2 protein-coding genes are annotated in these 26995 nt (G+C 50.0%); both read left to right on the top strand.

All coding sequences use genetic code 11. The annotated features are described in order from the left end of the window. Positions 1–166: 166 nt before the first annotated feature. Entirely contained in the window at positions 167–18388 is an 18222-nt protein-coding gene (locus NST83_RS22540) for a non-ribosomal peptide synthase/polyketide synthase (protein WP_342415721.1), read from the top strand. A 145-nt stretch (positions 18389–18533) separates the two neighbouring features. Then, entirely contained in the window at positions 18534–26987 is an 8454-nt protein-coding gene (locus NST83_RS22535; protein ID WP_342415720.1) for an amino acid adenylation domain-containing protein, read from the top strand. The last annotated feature ends 8 nt before the right edge of the window (positions 26988–26995 follow it).

Below are 26995 nucleotides of genomic sequence, written 5' to 3'. Positions count from 1 at the left end.
AAGTATAGTAGAAAAAATAAAATTTATAATTTAACAATTCGACAATTTCAACGTTACTTCGACAAAAACATGGTGTTATGATAAGAATGTTGGTAAATTAATGTTTTTACGTTTTATGTTGACAAGGTTCGTATTACAAATTAGCACATAAAGCGAGGCGTAAATAATGGAACATACTGAAAAAACATTGTATCCGTTAACACAAGCACAACAACGAATCTGGTATACCGAAATGCTGAATCCGAATACAGCTTCCTGTCTTCTTTCGGGCACGATTAAATTCACTGTTCCTATAAATCTTTATTTATTACAGCATGTTATTGAAACAGTCATTAAGCGGCACACTGCTTTCCGCATAAAGCTGATGACTGAGCGGGAAGAAACGAAGCAATATATCGGCCCTCTTACATATAATACAATAGTTCATGTGGAGATACCGGAAGAGAACTATGAACAGTATATGGACAGCTGGCTCGATATTCATAATAGAGAACCTCTCAAACTCTATGATTCTGATTTATACCAATTCAGAATTTTTAAAATTAAAGACAAATGCTTTGGTTACAACATCAAAATTCATCATATAATATCCGACGGAATCAGTCTGGCTAATCTGGTAAACGAAATTACAAAAACCTACATGGATATTAAAGAGGGTCAATTCCTACCTTCGTCGAATGCAGGCTCTTACATCGATTATATATCTACTGAAAAAAATTATGAACAATCGGAACGTTATCAAAAAGATAAAGCGTTTTGGTTGGAGCAGTTTCAAACGTTGCCGGTTCTAACCGAACTCAAACCACACAATTCATTACTGACAAGTACCAAGGGTGAACGAAAATATTTTGATATTGATGCCGAATTATATCAACGTATTAAGCTGTTTTCGGATCAATATAAAATCAGTATGTTTACGTTTTTCCTAAGCGCATTCTACGTATACATGAATAAAATGACGCACGAAAGCGATATGGTGGTTGGAACCAATTATGTGAATCGCTCTACGAGAGAGGAAAAAGAAACTCTCGGAATGTATGTGAGCACCACAGCTGTAAGAATATTTGTGGACCCTCAGGAAGAAGTACTTTCCTTTCTTCAAAAGGTATCTAAGTTGCAATCCAAAATTTTACGTCATCAAAAATATCCATATAACCAGCTCATCAAGGATATTCGTGAGTTGCATACAGTTCAGGACATTCAAAGGTTGTTTGGAACGGCAATTGAGTATAGACCACTGACCGTGCAGGAAATCGACGGGGCTCCGTTAATTGCTTATACGAATTTTTGTGGGGATGAGGTCAACGATTTGTTGATTCATGTCGTCGAAAAAATAGATAAGCATGCGATGGAAATATACGTCGATTATCGTACAGAGTTGTTTAACGGTGAGGAAATTTCATCCATCATGTCTTGTCTACTGAACATTGCGCGAGGAATGTCAGGTTCTCCAAATTGTACTATAGCCGAATTATCCATGATGGATGAAGACGAAGTAAAGGCAACACTCTATGACTGGAACGATACGGCAGCAGATTATCCGCGCGAGCAGACGGTGGAGCAGCTGTTTGAACAACAGGTGGGGCGTACACCGGAACAGACGGCAGTCATCTGCGAGGATCGCAGGCTTACCTACTGGGAGCTTAATGCTCAGGCCAATCGGATGGCGCATACCCTCCGGGCAGCAGGCGTGCAGGCCGACCATCGGGTTGCGATCTGTGCCGAACACAGCGCAGAGGTGGTCATCGCCATTCTCGCTGTCCTGAAAGCAGGCGGGGCCTACGTGCCGATGGACCCGGCTTCTCCAGACGAACGGATCGCCTACATGCTTCAAGATTCCGGCGCTCGCATCGCGCTGGTGGGGGACGGAGTCCAGCTTCCGGCGGACTATAACGGTAGGGTGCTACTCCTTGGAGCGAACGGGGCACCGGAGGAAACGGCTGCCCCTGTGGAGGAGCTGGACGCTCCCCGAGATCGGATGCAGCATTTGGCCTACATGATTTACACCTCCGGCTCCACGGGTCAGCCCAAGGGCGTGTTAATTGAACATCAGGGGCTGACCAACTATATTTGGTGGTCCAGCCGCACGTATGTACAAGGGATGAAGACGACGTTCCCATTGTATTCCTCCCTGGCCTTTGACCTGACGGTGACGAGCATCTTCACGCCGCTGATCACGGGAAATACAGTGATCGTCTACCCGGGTGAGGATAAAGCGGCGCTGCTGCCGCGCATCTTCCGCGATCCCCGGATCGATCTGATCAAGCTGACCCCGGCTCACTTGCATCTGGTGCACGAACTGGGGCTGGTGCAGGACAGCACGATCCGCCGAATGATCGTCGGAGGAGAGAATCTGAGCGCGAAGCTTGCGGCGGGGATTTGGGAGCAAAGCGGTGGCACGGTGCGCCTGTTCAACGAATATGGCCCGACGGAGACCGTCGTCGGTTGTATGAGTTATCTGTATGATCCGGCCCGCCCGATGGGCGAGTATGTGCCGATTGGCCGTCCGGCAGCGAATACGAGCATTTATGTGCTGGATCCGTATAGACAGCCGGTGCCGGCCGGGGTCGCAGGCGAGATGTACATTGGCGGAGACGGGGTAGCCCGGGGGTACCTGAACCGGGCGGAGCAGACGGCAGAGAAGTTTGTGGCGAATCCCTTTGTGCCAGGGCAACGGATGTACCGGGCGGGTGACGTAGCGCGCCGGCGGATCGACGGGGAGCTGGAGTATATCGGCCGCACGGACGATCAGGTGAAAATCCGGGGCTACCGGATTGAACTGGGGGAAGTGGAAGGTGCGATTCGGGCGCTGGCTGCGGTCCGGGAGGTGGTAGTGATCGCCCGCTCGGCAGAAAGCGGATGGCAGGAGCTGTGTGCCTACGTCGTCACGGACGGGAAAATGACGGGTAGAGAATTGCGGGCAGCGCTGAGTACGTCGCTGCCGGAGTATATGATCCCGACCTACTTTGTGCCTCTGGAGGCGCTGCCGCTGACGTCCAACGGAAAAGTAGACCGCAAGGCACTGCCCGCGCCACAGGCGTACTTGGAGCCAGGTGTTGCTTATGCACCGCCGCGCAATGCAGTTGAGGAGCAACTCGTCTCGATCTGGGCAGCAGTATTGGGGGTGGCGCAGGTCGGCATTCATGATTCCTTCCTGGATCTGGGCGGGGACTCCATCAAGTCCATCCAGGTGTCAGCGAAGCTGTACCAAGCGGGCTACCAGGTGGGGATGAAAGAACTGCTGACCTATCCTACGATTGCCGCCTTAAGTTCCCATGTCGAGCCGGTGAAGCGGACGGCAGAGCAAGGCGAGATCCGGGGGGTTACGGGAATGACCCCGATCCAGCAGGCCTTCGTGATCGAGCAGCCGACCGACCTGCATCACTATAACCAGTGTGTCGTTTTGCAGCGCTCGGACGGTTGGGAAGTGAGGGCACTGCAAGCCGCGATGCAGGCATTAACGGATCACCATGATGCCCTGCGGACCGTGCTGCGCCAGAGCGATAGCGGTTATACGGCGTGGACCCGTCAGATCGGGGAGGGAGCGGGCTACAGCCTGGAGGTGCTGGACATGGCACCGGATACAGACAGCGAGGAAGCGATTGAGGCAGAGGCGAGCCGGATTCAGGCGACGATGGATCTGAACGAAGGCCCACTGGTCAAGCTGGGATTGTTCCGGTGTACGGATGGCGATCATCTGCTGGTGGCAATCCACCACTGGGTCATCGACGGCGTCTCCTGGCGCATACTGCTGGAGGATTTGGACACAGCGTATACCCAGGCACAGCAAGGGGAACCGATCCGGCTGCCGATGAAAACGGACGCCTTTCAGGCTTGGGCGGAGGGGTTGTCGCACTATGCGAGGAGTGAGGCGCTGCAGGCGGAAGCAGGGTACTGGGCGGGCATCCAAGCAACAGCGGCACCAGGTCTGCCGCAGGACTACGCCGAGACGAGCGTATCCTTGGTAAAGGACAGTGAAGAAGTGACGGTGCAGTGGACAGCGGGAGAGACGGAGCAGCTGCTCAAGCAAAGTCACCGGGCATATACGACAGAGATGAATGATCTGCTGCTGACCGCACTGGGACGGGCCATACAGGTATGGACGGGCATCACGGAAGTAGCGATCAGCCTGGAGGGGCATGGCCGAGAGGCGATCGTGCCGGAACTGGATGTAACGCGGACGGTAGGGTGGTTCACCAGTCGCTATCCGGTACGGCTGTCCTTTCCGGCAGGGCAGGCATTATCTGCGCAAATCAAGACGGTGAAGGAGGAGCTGCGGCGAGTTCCCAACAAAGGTATCGGGTATGGGCTGCTGCGCTACACCTTGGATCAGACCGAGGATGGAATAGCTGGCCAAACACCGGAAATCAGTTTTAACTACCTGGGGCAATTCGATACGGAGACTGGTTATGAAGGCATGCAGGTAGCGCCTTTTATGGGTGGACTATCTGTCAGTCCCAACCAGAACAGACTCTATGCACTTGATATTAACGGCATCGTGGCGCAAGGACAACTGTCTTTCAGCATCAGCTACAGTGCCAAACAATTTGAAAAGCAAAGTATACAAAAGCTGGCTTGGCTGCTGCACGATAAAATCATTGAAATTATTGAGCATTGCGTGAGTCAGGAACAGGTGCAGCTTACGCCAAGTGATGTTTCGATGAAAGGATTGTCCGTTGGAGAATTGGACGAACTGTTGGAGCAACTGCAGCAAGCTTGCGAGCATCCTCAAGAGGTTGAAAATATTTACTCTTTAACGCCGATGCAAAAGGGAATGTTGTTTCACGGTGTAGCTGACAGGCAATCATCTGCTTATGTCGAGCAGATTTTATTTAAGCTGCATGGTCAGCTTAACGTGGATCACTTTGCAAATGCTTTGGAAAAAGTAATGCAGAGACATAGCGTATTTCGTACTTGTTTTATGGATAATTGGCGGAATGCTCCGCTGCAAATAGTATATCGGAATGCCCGGTTGAGCTTCGTTTATGAAGACATGGGCGCACTAAATGAACAACAGTATAAGGAGCATGTAAGGTTATGCGCGTTGCAAGAAAAGGAGCTCGGATTCGACTTGGCACGCGGTCCATTGATGCGCATGACCATTTTAGGCACAAAAGACCATCAATACCAGTGTATCTGGACATTTCATCATATCATTCTGGACGGTTGGTGTCTGCCACTCATTTTCGGTGAGCTGATGGAGCATTACGATGCTGCACTCCAGCAACGACAGGCTAAGCTACCTGCTGTAGCTCCATACTCCCAATATATCGAGTGGCTTGAAGCGCAAAACCATGAAGAGGCATCTGCCTACTGGCAGGCTTATTTGGATGGGTATGAAGGGCAAGCGAATGTCCCTGCCGCTACGCCTCTTCAAAATGTGAACGACAGCTATGTATGTGAAGAATATACTTGCCTTATAGATGAGGCATTAACACGTTACATGAAGATGGCAGCCGCTGATGTACAAGTTACTGTCAATACTTTTATACAGACTATATGGGGAACACTACTTCAAAAACATAACGACAGTGATGATGTTGTCTTTGGTAGCGTGGTGTCGGGTAGACCGGCGGAACTGGAAGGTGTCTCCACTATGGTGGGACCATGTATTAATACCATCCCAGTACGTATTCGCACAACAGCAGATATGAGCTTTGCAGGGCTGCTTCAAATGAGCCAACGACAGGCGATTTCTTCCATCGCATATGATACGTATCCATTATATGAGATGCAGAGGGAGAGCGGTCGAAAACAAGAATTGATTACGCATATACTGGTGTTTGAAAATTATCCGGTAGACGCACAGATGCATAAGCTCGTACAGGGAGGGCACAAATCCGGTTTAACGATAGTCAATGTGGAAATTCGTGAGCAGACGAACTATGATTTTAATCTCATTGTGCTGCCTGGCGAAACATTCACATTCAAATTTCAATACAATGCAAGCGTCTATAGTCAGGCAGAGATAGAGCAAATCAGCAACCAGTTGCTTCATCTTTTGCGGCAAATAGCGGAACGCCCGGACATGCGTGTCAACGAGCTCCAGTGGGTAACCGAGGCGGACAAACGTCTGATTCTGGACGTCTTTAATGATACTGCCCAAGCATATCCGCACGAGCTGCCCATTGCGCAGTTGTTTGAAGAACAGGCAGCACGTGTACCGGAGCAAATTGCGGTTGTGTGCGGGGACAAGAGCTGGACCTACCGTGCCTTGCAGAAACGCTCGAACCAGCTGGCGCATACGCTGCGGGCCTGCGGCGTGCAGCCGGATCAGCGGATCGGGATTTTGGCGGATCGCTCTGCAGACATGATTGTGGGAATGTTAGCCATTTTGAAGGCTGGAGGCGCCTATTTACCGATCAATCCGACTTATCCCGCGGAACGTATTCGCTTTATGCTGGCCGACGGTCAGGTCAACATGCTGCTGACAGCATCTTCCGGAACTGGAGATGCCGTTCATCAGGCCATGGAACGGGTCGAGCAGGCCGGATATGAGGGCCGAATGCTGGACCTGGGGGACGAAAATGCATATGCTGCGGATGACTCTGACTTGCCGAGCGTATCAGAAGCCCATCATCTGGCTTATGTGATGTATACCTCAGGTTCGACCGGACAACCCAAAGGGGTCATGGTGGAGCAGCGAAGTGTCGTACGTTTGGTGAAAGAAACAAATGTTGTGGCATGGACACCTGCTGACCGTATTTTGCTAACAGGGGCGCTGGTTTTTGACGCCTGTACGTTTGAAATTTGGGGGGCCTTGCTGAACGGGCTGAGGCTGGTCATTGTACCCGAGATGGTTCTGTTGAGTGCAGAACTGTTGGGGGAAGCTATCCGAGAGCACCAAATTACGGTCATGTGGCTGACCGCGCCATTGTTCCATCAGTTGGCGCAGCAAGAGCCAGCACAGTTTGAGCCGCTGCGTTATCTTATTGTGGGAGGGGATGCGCTCGTGCCATCGGTCGTATCGGCGGTACGCCGCGCATGCCCGAATGTCACGCTGGTGAATGGCTATGGTCCGACGGAAAACACGACCTTTTCCTGTAGCTTTGAGATTGACCAGGACTATACCAACCATATTCCGATTGGGCGACCGATCGCCAACTCAACCGCCTACATTATGGATCAAGAGGGGCGGCTCCTGCCGATAGGGATGGCGGGAGAAATCTGGGTCGGGGGAGCCGGTCTGGCCCGTGGTTATTTGAATCAGGAGGAATTAACCCGTGAGCGGTTTGTAGCGCATCCATGGGCAGCGGGTGAACGGTTATACCGGACGGGGGACCGGGGACGCTGGCGTCCGGACGGAACGATCAGCTATCTGGGACGGCTGGACCAACAGGTGAAAATCCGTGGATACCGGATTGAGCCGGGAGAGATTGAAGCGAAGCTGCAGAGCCTGGCCTTCGTTCAGCAAGCGGCTGTGGTTGTCCATGAAGCGGAGGATGGCGCGAAGCAATTGGCGGCGTACTATGTAGCTGAGCGCGAGATGACGGGCGCGCGGATACGGGAAGCTCTATTGGAAGAGCTGCCAGCGTATATGATACCGGCCTATATGATTCCGCTGGAACGGCTACCGCTAACGCCTAATGGGAAAGTGGACCGTAAAGAGCTGCCTGTGCCAACGGAGAGTATTCAAACCGGAGTGGAGTATACCGCGCCTGGAAACGAAGTGGAGCAGGTGCTGGTCACTGTCTGGCAAAAGGTGCTCGGTGTGCCGCAGATAGGAACAGGGGATAACTTTTTTGATTTGGGTGGCGATTCCATTAAGGCCATTCAAGTTTCATCCGGTTTAAGACAAGCGGGATATCATTTGGAGATGAAGCATTTATTTTCTTATCCAACTATCGCTTCGCTAAATTCTCATATGCAAATACTGAACAGAGTAGCGGATCAAAAGACGGTAGTTGGAAAGGTTAAACGTTCTCCTATCCAGTATTGGTTTTTAGAAAACCAAATTGCCGATCCTCATCATATGAATCAATCCATGCTGCTCTTTAGAGAGCAAAGGTTTGATGAACAGACGCTGCGACATTCCATGAAAGGTGTCATAAGCCATCATGATGCGCTTCGTATGGTATTTCGTCAGACAGAATATGGGTATGAGGCATGGAATCGTGGAATGGATGATGGGGAGCTGTATAATCTGGAAATTGTAGATTTTACAGCCGACTCCCAGCCTTTTGCGGCAATTGAGGCTGCAGCTAACCGGATACAGCAAAGCATTGATTTAGAAAAAGGTCCATTAGTAAAGCTGGGTCTGTTCCGTTGTGCAGATGGTGATCATCTACTAATTGTCATCCATCATTTGGTGGTGGATGGTGTGTCCTGGCGGATTTTGCTGGAAGATATCGCAAGTGCTTATGAACAGGTAGAAGCCGGAGCTTTTGTTCAATTACCTTTGAAAACTGATTCTTTTCAGACATGGGCATATAAGCTGTCAGATTATGCCACTAGCAATGCAATTGAGCCGGAGCGTTCTTTTTGGGAAGCAGTGGATCATACCATCGTCTCACCACTTCCTGTGGACTTGGAAGTAAGCCGTTCCTTGATAAAAGACAGCGAGACTATAACCTTGCAATGGTCTGAAGAGGAGACCGGACAGCTGTTAAAAGGGGCAAATCGGGCTTATAACACGGAAATAAATGATTTGCTGCTTACAGCTCTTGGCATAGCTGTTCATCGCTGGACTGGCATGGAGAAGGTCGCAATTATGCTGGAGGGACATGGCCGGGAAAGCATTATGGATGATGTTGATATTTCACGTACGGTTGGCTGGTTCACGAGTCTATACCCGGTCATTCTTTCCGTTCGTCATCACACTAGTATAGCCAGTCGAATTAAAGGCATTAAGGAAGGATTACGGGAGATTCCTAACAAGGGGATCGGATATGGCTTACTGCGGTACTTATCTGAAAATCACGGTGCCCGGAATGCAACATTTGGCGACCTGCAGCCTGAAGTCAGCTTTAATTACCTGGGTCAGTTTGATCAGGATTTGAAAAATAGCTCTATGCGCCTGTCCACTTATTCTGTCGGCTCCGAGGTGAGTGGGAATCAATTAAGGCCATATAAGTTAATAATTAACGGCAGTATTACTAACGGCAATTTATCGTTACAGCTAAGTTACAGTAAAAAACAATATCTAAGTCAAACTATGCAGCAATTTGCAGCACATCTGGAAGATAGCTTGCGTCAAGTCATCGAACACTGTGCAAGTTGCGAACGGACGGAAATCACACCAAGTGATTTATCTCTAAAGCATTTGACCATGGAAGAGTTGGAGCAGATTATTCAGCAGACACAGCATATAGGTGACATTGAAGATGTGTATCCGTTGACTCCTTTACAAAAGGGGATGCTGTTTCACAATTTGCTGGATTCCAGATCTGGCGCCTATTTTGAGCAAATTACTTTTGAAATGCAAGGAGACTTGAAGCTGGACGTTTTTGGGAAAAGTCTGGAGGAATTGACAAAAGCGCACGCTATCCTCCGTACCCGTTTTGATGGAGCATGGAAAGACTATCCTCTCCAAATCGTTTACAAGAACCCACAAGTCGAGCTGTATACAGAAGACATAAGGGAACTGGAGGAGGTACAGCAACAGCAAAGGCTGCATTCCTATGCAGAGACGGATCAGCAACGGGGATTCAATCTGTCACAGGATATATTGATGCGAATGGCCGTTTTCCGTATTGCGGATGAGACGTACTCATTCATTTGGAGCTTTCACCATATTTTGATGGATGGTTGGTGTGTACCGCTGGTCACAAGTGAACTGTTCGAGTATTACTCGGCTTTTCTGGCAAACCGACAGCCTAATGTACAGAAATCAGCTCCTTACAGCAAGTATATGGAGTGGCTGGCGGCGCAGGATGATGAGCAAGCAGCCCACTATTGGGAGCAATATTTGTCGGGGTATGAGGAGCATACTGCTATCCCTGGAGAGAAGGATGGGGACTCTGATCAAAAATATATCCGCCAAGAAGTGGCGCTTGAGCTTGATAACGATTCGATACGACAATTAAAGCAGATAGCAGCAATACATCAGGTGACGTTAAACTCAGTATTGCAAACAGTATGGGGACTATGGCTCCAAATGGCAAACGCAAGCCAAGATGTAGTTTTTGGTACAGTCGTGTCGGGCAGACCGTCAGATTTGGCGGGAGCCGGGCAAATGATCGGATTATTTATTAACACAATCCCGGTGCGTATTCAATGCCATTCCACGGATTCTCTGTCTGAAATCATGATTCGGACTCAGTCTAATTCCGTGGCATCAGCGGCTTACGATACGTACCCATTGTATGAGGTTCAGGCTCATACCCATCAAAAACAGGACTTAATCACACATTTGCTTGTTTTTGAAAATTATCCTGTAGAGGAGCAAATGCAGCAGCTTATTCAAGGCGAACATACGACGGGCTTGACTATAGTTGGTGCGGAGATTCGTGAGCAGACGAACTATGATTTTAATCTCATTGTGCTGCCTGGGGACACATTCACATTCAAGTTCCAATACAATGCAAGCGTCTATAATCAGGCAGACATAGAGCAAATCAGCAACCAGTTGCTTCATCTTTTGCGGCAAATAGCGGAACGCCCGGACATACGTGTCAACGAGCTCCAGTGGGTAACCGAGGCGGACAAACGTCTGATTCTGGACGTCTTTAATGATACTGCCCAAGCATATCCGCACGAGCTGCCCATTGCGCAGTTGTTTGAAGAACAGGCAGCACGTGTACCGGAGCAAATTGCGATTGTATGCGAGGACAAGAGCTGGACCTACCGTGCCTTGCAGAAACGCTCGAACCAGCTAGCGCATACGCTGCGGGCCTGCGGCGTGCAGCCGGATCAGCGGATCGGGATTTTGGCGGATCGCTCTGCAGACATGATTGTGGGAATGTTAGCCATTTTGAAGGCTGGAGGCGCCTATTTACCGATCAATCCGACTTATCCGGCGGAACGTATTCGCTTTATGCTGGCCGACGGTCAGGTCAACATGCTGCTGACAGCATCTTCCGGAACTGGAGATGCCGTTCATCAGGCCATGGAACGGGTCGAGCAGGCCGGATATGAGGGCCGAATGCTGGACCTGGGGGACGAAAATGCATATGCTGCGGATGACTCTGACTTGCCGAGCGTATCAGAAGCCCATCATCTGGCTTATGTGATGTATACCTCAGGTTCGACCGGACAACCCAAAGGGGTCATGGTGGAGCAGCGAAGTGTCGTACGTTTGGTGAAAGAAACAAATGTTGTAGCATGGACACCTGCTGACCGTATTTTGCTAACAGGGGCGCTGGTTTTTGACGCCTGTACGTTTGAAATTTGGGGGGCCTTGCTGAACGGGCTGAGGCTGGTCATTGTACCCGAGATGGTTCTGTTGAGTGCAGAACTGCTGGGGGAAGCTATCCGAGAGCACCAAATTACGGTCATGTGGCTGACCGCGCCACTGTTCCATCAGTTGGCGCAGCAAGAGCCAGCACAGTTTGAGCCGCTGCGTTACCTCATTGTGGGAGGGGATGCGCTCGTGCCATCGGTCGTATCGGCGGTACGCCGCGCATGCCCGAATGTCACGCTGGTGAATGGTTATGGTCCGACGGAAAACACAACCTTTTCCTGCAGCTTTGAGATTGACCAGGACTATACCAACCATATTCCGATTGGGCGACCGATCGCCAACTCAACCGCCTACATTATGGATCAAGAGGGGCGGCTCCTGCCGATAGGGATGGCGGGAGAAATCTGGGTCGGGGGAGCTGGTCTGGCCCGTGGTTATTTGAATCAGGAGGAATTAACCCGTGAGCGGTTTGTGCCGCATCCATGGGCAGCGGGTGAACGGTTATACCGGACGGGGGACCGGGGACGCTGGCGTCCAGACGGAACAATCAGCTATCTGGGACGGCTGGACCAACAGGTGAAGATCCGAGGATACCGGATTGAGCCGGGAGAGATTGAAGCGAAGCTGCAGAGCCTGCCCTTCGTCCAGCAAGCGGCTGTGGTTGTCCATGAAGCGGAGGATGGCGCGAAGCAATTGGCGGCGTACTATGTAGCTGAGCGCGAGATGACGGGCGCGCGGATACGGGAAGCTCTATTGGAAGAGCTGCCAGCGTATATGATACCAGCCTATATGATTCCGCTGGAACGGTTACCGCTAACGCCTAATGGGAAAGTGGACCGTAAAGAGCTGCCTGTGCCAACGGAGAGTATTCAAACCGGAGTGGAGTATACCGCGCCTGGAAACGAAGTGGAGCAGGTGCTGGTCACTGTCTGGCAAAAGGTGCTCGGTGTGCCGCAGATAGGAACAGGGGATAACTTTTTTGATTTGGGTGGCGATTCCATTAAGGCCATTCAGGTATCGTCCCGATTGATTCAGGCCGGCTACAAAATTGGAATGAAAGACCTGTTTAAATATCCGAGCATTGCTGCGCTCAGTCCTTATACAGAGCGGGTGACCAGAATACCCGAGCAAGGTGAAATTAGTGGAAAAGTGGAGTTGACACCGATACAACGATGGTTATTCACGCAAGAAACGGGAAATGAAGCACATTTTAACCAGTCGTTTTTCTTGCACAGGCCTTCGGGCTTTAAAGAAGAGGCATTGCGGCAGGTAATGGACAGCATAATTACGCACCACGATGCTTTACGTACCGTATATCGACGGACGGACAGCGGCTATGAAGCATGGAATCGTGGAATCAGTGAAGGGGAATTGTACGATCTGGAAGTCCTGGACTTCACAGCCTCCAATCCAGCTAAGGTTATGGCAGAAATTGAGGAAGCCGCGAATCGAATTCAGCGCAGCATTGATCTGGAAAAAGGTCCGTTGGTAAAACTGGGACTGTTCCGTTGTCCCGACGGTGATCATCTGCTGATTGTCATTCATCATTTGGTGGTAGACGGCGTATCTTGGCGAATTTTACTGGAGGACTTGGCGAATGCCTTCGGGCAAGCAGAGTCGGGCAAGGATATCAAGCTGCCGTCAAAAACGGATGCCTATCAGGTATGGGCCAATCAACTGGTGCAGTATGCAAATAGTACGTCCATCGAGCAGGAGCTTCAATATTGGAGACGCGTAAAAGACTTTGAGACAGCTCCTTTACCTAGAGATTATGACGAGACGGGTCAAGGCACGATTGGAGACAGCGAATTACTGACACTGCGGTTTACAAAGATGGAGACGGAGCAACTGCTGAAACAGACGAACCGTGCCTATCGTACTGAAATTAATGATCTGTTGCTTACTGCGCTGGGAACTGCAATCCATGGGTGGACAGGCAGTGAAAATATATTTGTAAATTTGGAAGGCCACGGTAGAGAGCATATGTTGCCGGATTGTGATATCAGCCGGACGGTAGGATGGTTCACGAGTCAATATCCTGTTCTTCTACACATTCCAACGGATGCAGACACGGGACTTCGCATTAAAACGGTCAAAGAAGCATTGCGTGAAATACCGCAAAAGGGAGTCGGATTCAGCTTGTTGCGTCATCTCTCCCATCATGGTGAAGAAATGGGTAAGCTGGTTGAACCTGAAATCTGTTTCAATTATCTAGGCCAGTTTGATCAGGATTTAAGCAACAGTGGAATGTCTATTTCACATTATTCCGGTGGCTCGGATGTCAGTCAGGGAGGGCGGAGACCATATGTGCTGGAGTTCCACGGTATGATTACAGACGGATGTCTGAATCTTGCTATCAGCTACAATCGAAAGCAGTACCGTCAAAAAACGGTGGAACACCTGGCTGAGAAACTCCAATGCTCCTTGCGCGAAATCATTAACCACTGTATGTCCAAAAAACAGATGGAGCTGACCCCAAGCGATATTTTATGCAAAGGGATAAGCATTCCAGAAATGGAACAGATCATATTGCATATGGGACAGGACAGAGCAATAGAGAATATTTACCCATTAACGCCTGTACAAAAAGGAATGTTGTTCCACAGTCTGCTGGATCCTCAGTCTGCCGCCTATTTTGAACAGACTACATTTGATATGGAAGGTGTCTTGAATGAAGCGGCTTTTGTCCAAGCCTTGGATCAATTAACACACAGACACGCTATATTGCGAACTGGATTTTATACTGGCTGGAAAGATACCCCACTTCAAGTGGTATACCAGGATTCACGCATTGATTTTCGCACAGAAGATGTTAGGGGTATCCGAGAATCAGAGCGGGAACAGTGGCTGACAGCCTATGCCGATCAAGACAAGGCCAAAGGATTTAATCTCCAACAGGATGTGCTAATGAGGTTATCTGTTTTACGTACAGGGCAACGCTCATACCGTCTGGTTTGGAGCTTTCATCATATCCTTATGGACGGCTGGTGCGTACCGCTTGTCGCCCAAGAATTGTTTGAATTGTATGAAGCAATTCGAAATGAGAGACAGCCTCGATTACAAGACGCTCCTCTGTACAGCGACTATATCGAATGGCTTGAATCCCGTCCTGTCGAGGAAGCCGCTTCTTACTGGAATAATTATCTTGCAGGCTATGAAGAACAAACGATACTGCCAGGGAAGCTGGTCCAAGCTGCGGAATTTGAAGGCTACGAATCGGGCAGAGTAATCCGTCGGTTTGGACATTCGCTGACCTATTCGCTCAAGCAGGCAGCGAATAGCAATCGTGTAACGGTTCATACTTTTATGCAAGCTGTATGGGGGATTCTACTGCAAAAATACAATAACCATACGGATGTTGTATTTGGTACGGTGGTGTCAGGCAGACCGCCTGTTATTGCAGGTATTGAAAGCATGGTAGGCTTGTTCATTAATACGATTCCGGTACGTGTTCATTGTGATGCGGATGATTCGTTTGCTGATTTGGCTTTAAGGATGCAGCAGCAAGCACTCGCTGCTCATGAGTTTGACACGTATTCCTTAATGGAAATACAAGCGCGAACACCACAGAAGCACCAACTACTATCACATATTATGGTGTTTGAAAATTATCCGTTGGAGCAGCAGTTGACAAGTATGGATGGAGACGAGGGTCAAAGTTTGCTGATCTCCAATGCACACGTCACGGAGCAGACGCATTACGACTTTAATGTCATTGTGTTGCCTGGCGAAGACATAACAGTTCATTTTGAATTTAATGCCAATGTCTACGACACCTCAATAATAGAACAAGTAGCAGGCCGATTCCTCCAAATGTTGGAGCAGGCTGCCGCTAAACCAGACATGGGAGTCCATGAACTGGATTGGCTGACAAAAGAAGAAAAACAGGATATTTTAACAGTTTTCAACGATACAGCAGCAGATTATCCGCGGGAGCAGACGGTGGAGCAGCTGTTTGAACAACAGGTGGGGCGTACACCGGAACAGACGGCAGTCATCTGCGAGGATCGCAGGCTTACCTACCGGGAGCTTAATGCTCAGGCCAATCGGTTGGCGCATACCCTCCGGGCAGCAGGCGTGCAGGCCGACCATCGGGTTGCGATCTGTGCCGAACACAGTGCAGAGGTGGTCATCGCCATTCTCGCCGTCCTGAAAGCAGGCGGGGCCTACGTGCCGATGGACCCGGCTTCTCCGGATGAACGGATCGCCTACATGCTTCAAGATTCCGGCGCTCGCATCGCGCTGGTGGGGGACGGAGTCCAGCTTCCGGCGGACTATAACGGCAGGGTGCTACTCCTTGGAGCGAACGGGGCACCGGAGGAAACGGCTCCGCCTGTGGAGGAGCTGGACGCTCCCCGAGATCGGATGCAGCATTTGGCCTACATGATTTACACCTCCGGCTCCACGGGTCAGCCCAAGGGCGTGTTAATTGAACATCAGGGGCTGACCAACTATATTTGGTGGTCCAGCCGCACGTATGTACAAGGGATGAAAACGACGTTCCCATTGTATTCCTCCCTGGCCTTTGACCTGACGGTGACGAGCATCTTCACGCCGCTGATCACGGGAAATACAGTGATCGTGTACCCGGGTGACGATAAAGCGGCGCTGCTGCCGCGCATCTTCCGCGATCCCCGGATCGATCTGATCAAGCTGACCCCGGCTCACCTGCATCTGGTGCACGAACTGGGGCTGGTGCAGGACAGCACGATCCGCCGAATGATCGTCGGCGGAGAGAATCTGAGCGCGAAGCTCGCGGCAGGGATTTGGGAGCAAAGCGGTGGCACGGTGCGCCTGTTCAACGAATACGGCCCGACGGAGACCGTCGTCGGTTGTATGAGCTATCTGTATGATCCGGCCCGCCCGATAGGCGAGTATGTGCCGATTGGCCGTCCGGCAGCGAATACGAGCATTTATGTGCTGGATCCGTATGGACAGCCGGTGCCAGCCGGGGTCGCAGGCGAGATGTACATTGGCGGAGACGGGGTAGCCCGGGGGTACCTGAACCGGGCGGAGCAGACGGCAGAGAAGTTTGTGGCGAATCCCTTTGTAGCGGGGCAACGGATGTACCGGGCGGGTGACGTAGCGCGCCGGCGGATCGACGGGGAGCTGGAGTATATCGGCCGCACGGACGATCAGGTGAAAATCCGGGGCTACCGGATTGAGCTGGGGGAAGTGGAAGGTGCGATTCGGGCGCTGGCTGCGGTCCGAGAGGTGGTAGTGATCGCGCGCTCGGCAGAAAGCGGATGGCAGGAGCTGTGTGCCTACGTCGTCACGGACGGAAAAATGACGGGTAGAGAATTGCGGGCAGTGCTGAGTACGTCGCTGCCGGAGTATATGATCCCGACCTACTTCGTGCCTCTGGAGGCGCTGCCGCTGACGTCCAACGGAAAAGTAGACCGCAAGGCACTGCCCGCGCCACAGGCGTACTTGGAGCCAGGTGTTGCTTATGCACCGCCGCGCAATGCAGTTGAGGAGCAACTCGTCTCGATCTGGGCAGAAATACTTGATGTAGAGCGTATCGGAATAACGGATTCATTTTTTGACAAAGGGGGACATTCACTCAAAGCTACAACACTCGTTTCCCAAATTCAAAAACAGATGGATGCATCCATTTCTTTGAAGGATGTATTCCGCTTTCCGACCATTGAACGTTTGTCAGAGCTGATTACCGGGCTGGATTCACATACGTATTATTCCATTCCGGTTGCTGCGGAGCAGGCATATTATCCAGTATCTTCAGCTCAAAGACGCCTGTTCCTTGCAAGTCAGGCTGAAGGTGCGCAGCTTACGTATAATATGCCAGGTGCGTTGATCGTTACTGGCTCTCTTGATGTCAACCGTCTGGAACAGGCCTTCCAACAACTCATAGGGCGGCACGAATCTTTGCGAACCGGGTTTGAACTGGCAGCAGGAGAGCCAGCACAGTTTATTTATCCAAATGCTCCGTTTGAGGTTGAGCTACTTCACGCAACGGAGGATCAAATCGATTCTTGTATTTGGGAGTTTGTGCGTGTGTTCGACCTGCAGCGCCCTCCGTTGCTTCGTGTTGGAATCATTCAAACAGATGCTGAACGCCATATTTTATTATTTGATATGCATCACCTGGTATCGGACGGGGTTTCGATGAACATCTTGGTCCAGGAATTTATAAGACTGTATGGCGGAGAAACGTTACCGCCGCTTCGTATTCAGTACAAAGATTATGCAGTCTGGCAGCAAGCTCAAATAGCAGATGGTGCATACAAGCGCCACGAGGATTACTGGCTGGAAATGTTCAAAGGGGACTTGCCCCAGCTGGAACTGCCTACAGATTATGAAAGACCAACAGTGCGCAGCTATGAAGGAGATGTCCATCATTTTGTAATTGAAAAATCTCTTGCACAGGAATTACAGCAGCTTGCCGAAAGCACGGACGCAACGCTCTTTATGGTATTCATGGCTGCATATACCGTTTTGCTGGCTAAATACAGTGGGCAGGATGACATGATTATTGGTACTTCCGTGGCGGGAAGAACCCACGCCGACATGGAGCCGTTAATTGGAATGTTCGTCAATACACTGGCGGTGCGCCATCAACCGTTTGCTGGAAAAACATTTTCGGATTATGTACAGGATGTAAAACAAACGATGCTTAATGCATACGAGCATCAGGATTATCCGTTTGAAGAGATTTTGAAACATTTGCAGTTGCAACGTGAACCGGGACGCAATCCTTTGTTTGACACTATGCTGGTATATCAGAATATGGGTGAAATAGCAGTTGAAATGGACTCCCTCGTCTTTTCTTCTTACGAACAGTCACGGAAAAGTGCCAAGTTTGATTTAACGTTATATGTTCAGCCCGAAGGAGAACAACTGCGATGCGAGTTTGAATTCAGCCGGTATCTGTTTGAGATGGAAACAATTCATGTACTTGCCACAGATTTGTTGTCTGTTCTGTCTGAAGTGGTGCAACAGCCTGAAATTCCTATTCAGGACATTAAATTAATTGAAAAAAGGGTACCGGATCAAAGTGTTATTAGTTCCATTGAACTGAGTTTCTAATCCTTGCTTTCGGAAGGAGAGGGTGTGTAAGACACATTCTCTCCATTTCGGAAGAGGCTCAATATGTTGCTCTATAGATGCTATTTAGATGCTATTTAGATGGTTATGTACCATAATTCATCATTAACATACTGGGGGTCAGATCATGTCAGAGTTTAAACAACAGGAGTTATTTTGGAATCAAACGTTTCAAGCTGACGATGCACCTACGGCCTTCCCATTTTGCAATTCTGCTTCTAAGGGTGGATCAGAATTACACATAAATGGACGGGAAACCTTATGTGAACCGTTATCTGCAGCAGTCTCACAGCGGATTTTACAACTGTCTGGCGGTTCCAGCATGGCGGTTTTTATAATTCTATTAGCTGGGGTAACCAGTTTATTAAATAAATACACAGGCGAAAATAACGTTTTGCTCGGTATACCCACATCAAAAGATGTACATAACCGGATCAATAAATTTCTTATTATTAAAAGTAAACTGGAGCCTACTCATTCATTTAAGTCATTATTTAATGAGGTTAAGCAGTCGTTAAGCGATAGTTTGGAGCATCAAGGGCTGCCATTCAGAAAAATGGTCGGAAAACTCCGTATGCAATATGATTCGGCCAACCGTCCTGTCATTCCTACGCTTGTTGCATTGGACAGTCTCCATTCACTTCTGGAAACAACCAATGTAAATGTGGATATACAGTTTCATTTTGTAATGAAGAAGGATGGCATTAATGTTCAGCTTCAGTACAATGCGCAAAGCTACGAAGAAGCTTATATCAAGCAACTGGTTGCGCATTTAAACCACCTTTTATCTGTGATGCTGTTTCAACCGGATCAGGCACTCGGTGATATAGAGACGCTGCCGGAAAATCAGAGTCAGGAATATCTTTATCGCTGGAACGATACGGCAGCAGATTATCCGCGGGAGCAGACGGTGGAGCAACTGTTTGAACAACAGGTGGCGCGTACACCGGAACAGACGGCAGTCATCTGCGAGGATCGCAGGCTTACCTACCGGGAGCTTAATGCTCAGGCCAATCGGATGGCGCATACCCTCCGGGCAGCGGGCGTGCAGGCCGACCATCGGGTTGCGATCTGTGCCGAACACAGCGCAGAGGTGGTCATCGCCATTCTCGCTGTCCTGAAAGCAGGCGGGGCCTACGTGCCGATGGACCCGGCTTCTCCAGACGAACGGATCGCCTACATGCTTCAAGATTCCGGCGCTCGCATTGCGCTGGTGGGGGACGGAGTCCAGCTTCCGGCGGACTATAACGGTAGGGTACTACTCCTTGGAGCGAACGGGGCACTGGAGGAAACGGCTGCCCCTGTGGAGGAGCTGGACGCTCCCCGAGATCGGATGCAGCATTTGGCCTACATGATTTACACCTCCGGCTCCACGGGTCAGCCCAAGGGCGTGTTAATTGAACATCAGGGGCTGACCAACTATATTTGGTGGTCCAGCCGCACGTATGTACAAGGGATGAAGACGACGTTCCCATTGTATTCCTCCCTGGCCTTTGACCTGACGGTGACGAGCATCTTCACGCCGCTGATCACGGGAAATACAGTGATCGTGTACCCGGGTGACGATAAAGCGGCGCTGCTGCCGCGCATCTTCCGCGATCCCCGGATCGATCTGATCAAGCTGACCCCGGCTCACCTGCATCTGGTGCATGAACTGGGGCTGGTGCAGGACAGCACGATCCGCCGAATGATCGTCGGCGGAGAGAATCTGAGCGCGAAGCTTGCGGCAGGGATTTGGGAGCAAAGCGGTGGCACGGTGCTGCTGTTCAACGAATACGGCCCGACGGAGACCGTCGTCGGTTGTATGAGCTATCTGTATGATCCGGCCCGCCCGATGGGCGAGTATGTGCCGATTGGCCGTCCGGCAGCGAATACGAGCATTTATGTGCTGGATCCGTATGGACAGCCGGTGCCAGCCGGGGTCGCAGGCGAGATGTACATTGGCGGAGACGGGGTAGCCCGAGGGTACCTGAACCGGGCGGAGCAGACGGCAGAGAAGTTTGTGGCGAATCCCTTTGTAGCGGGGCAACGGATGTACCGGGCGGGTGACGTAGCACGCCGGCGGATCGACGGGGAGCTGGAGTATATTGGCCGCACGGACGATCAGGTGAAAATCCGGGGCTACCGGATTGAGCTGGGGGAAGTGGAAGGTGCGATTCGGGCGCTGGCTGCGGTCCGAGAGGTGGTAGTGATCGCCCGCTCGGCAGAAAGCGGATGGCAGGAGCTGTGTGCCTACGTCGTCACGGACGGAAAAATGACGGGTAGAGAATTGCGGGCAGCGCTGAGTACGTCGCTGCCGGAGTATATGATCCCGACCTACTTCGTGCCTCTGGAGGCGCTGCCGCTGACGTCCAACGGAAAAGTAGACCGCAAGGCACTGCCCGCGCCACAGGCGTACTTGGAGCCAGGTGTTGATTATGCACCGCCGCGCAATGCAGTTGAGGAGCAACTCGTCTCGATCTGGGCAGCGGTATTAGGGGTGGCGCAGGTCGGCATTCATGATTCCTTCCTGGATCTGGGCGGGGACTCCATCAAGTCCATCCAGGTGTCAGCGAAGCTGTACCAAGCGGGCTACCAGGTGGGGATGAAAGAACTGCTGACCTATCCTACGATTGCCGTCTTAAGTTCCCATGTCGAGCCGGTGAGGCGGACGGCAGAGCAAGGCGAGATCCGCGGGGTTACGGGAATGACCCCGATTCAGCAGGCCTTTGTGATCGAGCAGCCGACCGACCTGCATCACTATAACCAGTGTGTCGTTTTGCAGCGCTCGGACGGTTGGGAAGTGAGGGCACTGCAAGCCGCGATGCAGGCATTAACGGATCACCATGATGCCCTGCGGACCGTGCTGCGCCAGAGCGATAGCGGTTATACGGCGTGGACCCGTCAGATCGGGGAGGGAGCGGGCTACAGCCTGGAGGTGCTGGACATGGCACCGGATACAGACAGCGAGGAAGCGATTGAGGCAGAGGCGAGCCGGATTCAGGCGACGGTGGATCTGAACGAAGGCCCACTGGTCAAGCTGGGATTGTTCCGGTGTACGGATGGCGATCATCTGCTGGTGGCAATCCACCACTGGGTCATCGACGGCGTCTCCTGGCGCATACTGCTGGAGGATTTGGACACAGCGTATACCCAGGCACAACAAGGGGAACCGATCCGGCTGCCGATGAAAACGGACGCCTTTCAGGCTTGGGCAGAGGGGTTGTCGCACTATGCGAGGAGTGAGGCGCTGCAGGCGGAAGCAGGGTACTGGGCGGGCATCCAAGCAACAGCAGCACCAGAGCTGCCGCAGGACTACGCCGAGACGAGCGTATCCTTGGTAAAGGACAGTGAAGAAGTGACGGTGCAGTGGACAGCGGGAGAGACGGAGCAGCTGCTCAAGCAAAGTCACCGGGCATATACGACAGAGATGAATGATCTACTGCTGACCGCACTGGGACGGGCCATACAGGCATGGACGGGCATCACGGAAGTAGCGATCAGCCTGGAGGGGCATGGCCGAGAGGCGATCGTGCCGGAACTGGATGTAACGCGGACGGTAGGGTGGTTCACCAGTCGCTATCCGGTACGGCTGTCCTTTCCGGCAGGACAGGCATTATCTGCGCAAATCAAGACGGTGAAGGAGGAGCTGCGGCGAGTTCCCAACAAAGGTATCGGGTATGGGCTGCTGCGCTACACCTCGGATCAGACCGAGGATGGAATGGCTGGTCCAACACCGGAAATCAGTTTTAACTATCTGGGGCAATATGATTTGAACTCGGATGGACATATGCGACCATCACCGTATCCTGGCGGCTTAACTGTAAGTGAGCGTCATGTTCGTCCGTACCTGCTTGAGATACACGGAATGGTTTATGAGGGGAAATTGTCGCTGACTATTTACTATAGCCACACCCAGTACAAGAAGGAGTCCATAGAACAGCTTGGCAACTGCCTGAGAACGAGTCTGCAGGAAATTATACTTCATTGTATTTCTAAAGAAGGAACAGAACTCACACCTAGTGATGTATCGTTTTCTGAAATGGAAATCGCCGAGTTGGACCGTTTGATCCAATCTACACAACAACTAGGTGAATTGGAGAGCTTATATCCGATGACACCGATGCAAAAAGGCATGTTGTTTCACAGTTTGCTCGATTCCCAATCGGAAGCCTATTTTGAACAGATGATCATTCATTTGAAGGGCCAACTGGATCTGGATATTCTTGCTCAAAGTCTCAACAGATTAGGACAGCGACATGCTGTGTTCAGAACCAGCTTTTATAGGGGCTGGAACAAGGAAGCTCTGCAAGTGGTATTTCAAAAAAGCCGAATTGATCTGGTTTATCAGGACATCAATTGCATTGATAAATCAGAACGAAACGACAGGGTGTTCCATTTGGCGGCTGAAGACCGAAGAAGAGGCTTTGATCTAGAGCAAGACGCGCTAACGAGGTTTACGGTTTTGCAATCAGGTCCTGATGAATACGATTTGATCTGGAGCTTTCATCATATGTTAATGGATGGCTGGTGCATTCCGATGGTTACGCAAGAACTGTTTGAGCTTTATGATGCGATCAGCCAGCGTCGTCCTCCCCGGTTGAAAGAGGTTTTTCCTTACAGCAGCTATGTGAACTGGCTTGGAGCGCAAAATCAAAAGGAAGCATCCGATTACTGGAAACATTACTTGGCAGGTTATGAAGGACATACCAGCCTGTCATCCGTTTTGCCACCGTCTCCTGTTGGGGAGCCATGTCAAGAGAAGCTGGCTTGGAGCTTGGGAGAAGACCTGACAACTAAATTAAAAAACACAGCCATCCGTCAGCATGTTACTGTCAATACCCTGATGCAAACGGTGTGGGGCCTGCTGCTGCAGCGATATAATAACACCACTGATGTCGTGTTTGGCAGTGTTGTATCTGGTAGACCGCCTCATTTGCCCGGAATTCAGGACATGATTGGTTTGTTTATCAATACCGTGCCTGTTCGTATTCAGTGCAGTCCAGATCAGACTTTTTCTGAAATCATCCGTATCGTACAACAACAAGCTGTTGCTTCACACAGCTATGAGACGTTCCCGCTATATGAAATTCAGGCACAAACAGATCAAAAACAAAAGTTAATCACCCATATTATGGTTTTTGAAAATTATCCGATTGAACAGGCTCTGATACAAGGCAGTGATCCGGAAGCAACATCATTGCAGATTTTGGACGTTAAGACATCTGAGCAAACCAATTATGATTTCATGATAAGTGTCGTTCCTGGTGGAAATATGCAAATCGAATTTCAATACAACACAGAGACATACAGCCATGCACATGTGGCAAGGATGAAGGGACATCTAGAGCGTATAATTACCCAAGCTACCAATTCACCAGACCTTGTAATCCGCAAGCTGGATATACTGACACGCGAGGAATCCCAAAATATTCTTGAACATTTTAACAATACAGCGGCAGTTATCCCGGAACATATTCTTATTCATCAGTTTTTTGAAGCGCAAGTAGCCCGAACACCAGAGCGCATCGCACTGGTATATGGTGAGGTACAAATGACTTACGCAGAATTAAACGCGCAAGCCAACAGGTTGGCTCGCACATTAAGAAAAGCAGGTGTTCGTGAGGATCACCCTGTAGCTATACTATTTGAGCGTTCACCCCAGGTCATTCTCAGTATGCTGGCCATTTGGAAAGCGGGCGGGGCCTATGTGCCCATTGATCCAGAATACCCGGCGAGCAGAACCGAGTACATGCTAGAGGATTCGGGGGCAGCGGTTTTGCTGACGGACTATCATACGCAGCATCCTATAAACTTTGCTGGAGAGAGCATAATAGTTGATCACACGTCATGCGGTGATGAAGATTCCCATAATTTGGAATGCAATTGTTCCATTTCTAATTTGGCTTATATCATTTATACATCGGGGTCGACCGGCCAGCCTAAAGGCGTGGCGGTAGAGCATCGTTCTGTTTTGAATTTTCTTCATACTTTAGAACAACGGAGTCCCCTTGAAGCGGAAGATGTACTTTTGCAAAAAACTTCTGTCTCTTTCGACGCATCTGTGTGGGAATTGTGCTGGTGGATGCTAAGGGGAGCTTGTCTCAGTATACTGGAGCCCGGAGAAGAGAAAGACCCTGCAGCTATCACGGCCGCCGTCCAACGATACGGGGTGTCACATCTCGAATTCGCACCTTCCATGCTTCAAGCTTTTGTAGATTATGTTCGTGAGTACAGCGCAGCAGATCAGCTTGCAACATTAAAATATATATCGGTTGGGGGCGAAATGCTGTCGTCGTCATTAGCCCGGCAATTTTATGATGTGCTGACAATCCCGAATGGCACGCAGTTGTATAACACCTATGGGCCTACTGAAGCAACCGTTGAAGTTGCCAGTTACTTGTGTCATGATCAGCACTTTGAAAATAGCATCCCTATCGGTACGCCCAATCTCAATACTCGTCTATACATTTTAAATGAATCTTTACAGCCGCAGCCTATTGGAATCGCAGGGGAACTTTACATTGCGGGAGCTGGTGTGGCAAGAGGATATGTGAATCAACCGGAAGCAACTGCTTCCCGTTTTGTGCCGGACCCGTTCCAGACCGAACCGAACGCAAAAATGTATCGCACCGGAGATTTGGCGGTCTTTGGGTCAGAAGGATATGTGTATTGTCTTGGCCGTCTGGACGATCAGGTTAAGATCCGGGGATTTCGTATTGAAATGGGTGAGATTGAAAATGTACTGCTTAAGCTGGAATCTGTTCAGGAGGCGATCGTTCTCGCAAGAGATGATGGCGACGGGGACAAGGTTTTGTGCGCTTATATTACAGCAGGGGAATATCTCTCCGCTAAAGATGTACGTGCAGCAGTCGCGCGTTATCTGCCTGCATACATGGTTCCATCCTTTGTAATACAACTAGATCGTATGCCCTGGACAACCAGCGGGAAAATCAATCGCCAGGCATTGCCTGTACCAGCCGCAGATCAGCAGTCGGCTGAATCCTACATCCCGCCACGCACACATACGGAACAGCTGCTTACAGCGATATGGGCTGACATATTGAAAAGAGAACGAGTGAGCATCACGGATCATTTCTTTGATATCGGCGGTCATTCACTTAAAGCAACTCAACTTGTTGCCAAAATTCATAAGGAATTAAATGCTAAAGTTACGCTTAAGGATATTTTCACATACCCAACCATTGAAGACTTGGCGGGGTATGTAGATCGGATGGAGAACCGTACATCGTATACTCCTATACCGAAAGCTCAGGAGAGTGTGTATTACCCTGTTTCTTCCGCACAGAAGCGGCTGTTTATAGCTAGCCAGTCTACAGGTGGAGAAATGATCTACAATATGCCCGCTGTGCTGATTGTGGAAGGGGCATTGGATGTAGATCGACTGGAATATTCGTTAAGGCAATTGATTCAACGGCACGAACCTTTGCGAACGGGCTTTGAAGCAATTGAAGGGGAGCCTGTGCAATATGTGCATGCAGAAGCAGCGTTTGATCTTGAGCAAATAAATTCTGGCGAAACAACAGCGGTTGAGGTCATAATAAGTAACTTTATCCGGCCCTTTGAGCTTCATCAACCTCCTTTAATGCGTGCCGGGGTTGTCCCGCTTGGTAACAGTCGCCATTTGCTGTTGTTTGATATGCACCATCTGATTTCGGACGGCATTTCTATGAATATTTTTATGAAAGAATTCATTGAATTCTATGAGGGGAAATCTATGCCTCCTCTTACTATTCAATACAAGGATTATGCCGTATGGCAGCAACAGCAGCTTGAAAATGAAGACATGCACAAGCATGCAAAATACTGGCTTAATATGTTTAACGGTGACTTACCTAAGCTTGAATTACCGACAGATTATGAACGGTTACCTGTGCAAAGCCATGAAGGTGAACAATTTCAATTTGATGCGGATATTACGGTTAGTCAAGGCATTATGAACTTGGAGAAACGTACAGGGGCAACCCTCCACATGATTTTATGGGCAGCTTATACGGTTTTGCTTGCGAAATACAGTGGGCAGGAGGATGTGATTGTGGGTGCACCGATGGCGGGCAGGACGCATGTAGATACGGAGCCGTTAATTGGTATGTTCGTGAATACACTCGCTATTCGGAATTATCCCGCAGCAGAGAAATCATTCCTCACGTATCTCCAAGAGGTCAAAGATACGATGACAAGTGCCTTCGAGCATCAAAGCTACCCATTTGAGGAATTAGTGGACAAGCTCCATTTAAAAAGGGACATTAGCCGGACTCCTTTATTTGATACGATGCTTGTACTTCAAAATACAGAGGAGACGACCCTGGCAATAGATTCACTGACATTTACGCCATACACTAATGCCTATAATACCGCAAAATTTGATCTAACCTTATATGCGACGGCTGATGAACAGGGCTTACGATTCAGTTTTGAATATAGTACCCGTCTCTTCAAGGCCAAAACGATGGAGCGCATGTCCAATGATCTGCTTCTTATACTGAATGCTATATCTACTGACCCGAGAAGGAAATTAATGGACATTTCATTGAGTGAAATGGATGAGAATGAGCTTGGACTGATTGAAATCTCGATTTAAGGCATCTT

It is taken from the genome of Paenibacillus sp. FSL R10-2782, from assembly GCF_038592985.1.
In the GTDB taxonomy this organism is placed as follows: domain Bacteria; phylum Bacillota; class Bacilli; order Paenibacillales; family Paenibacillaceae; genus Paenibacillus; species Paenibacillus terrae_C.
This window is presented reverse-complemented; position numbering and strand designations above follow the sequence as displayed.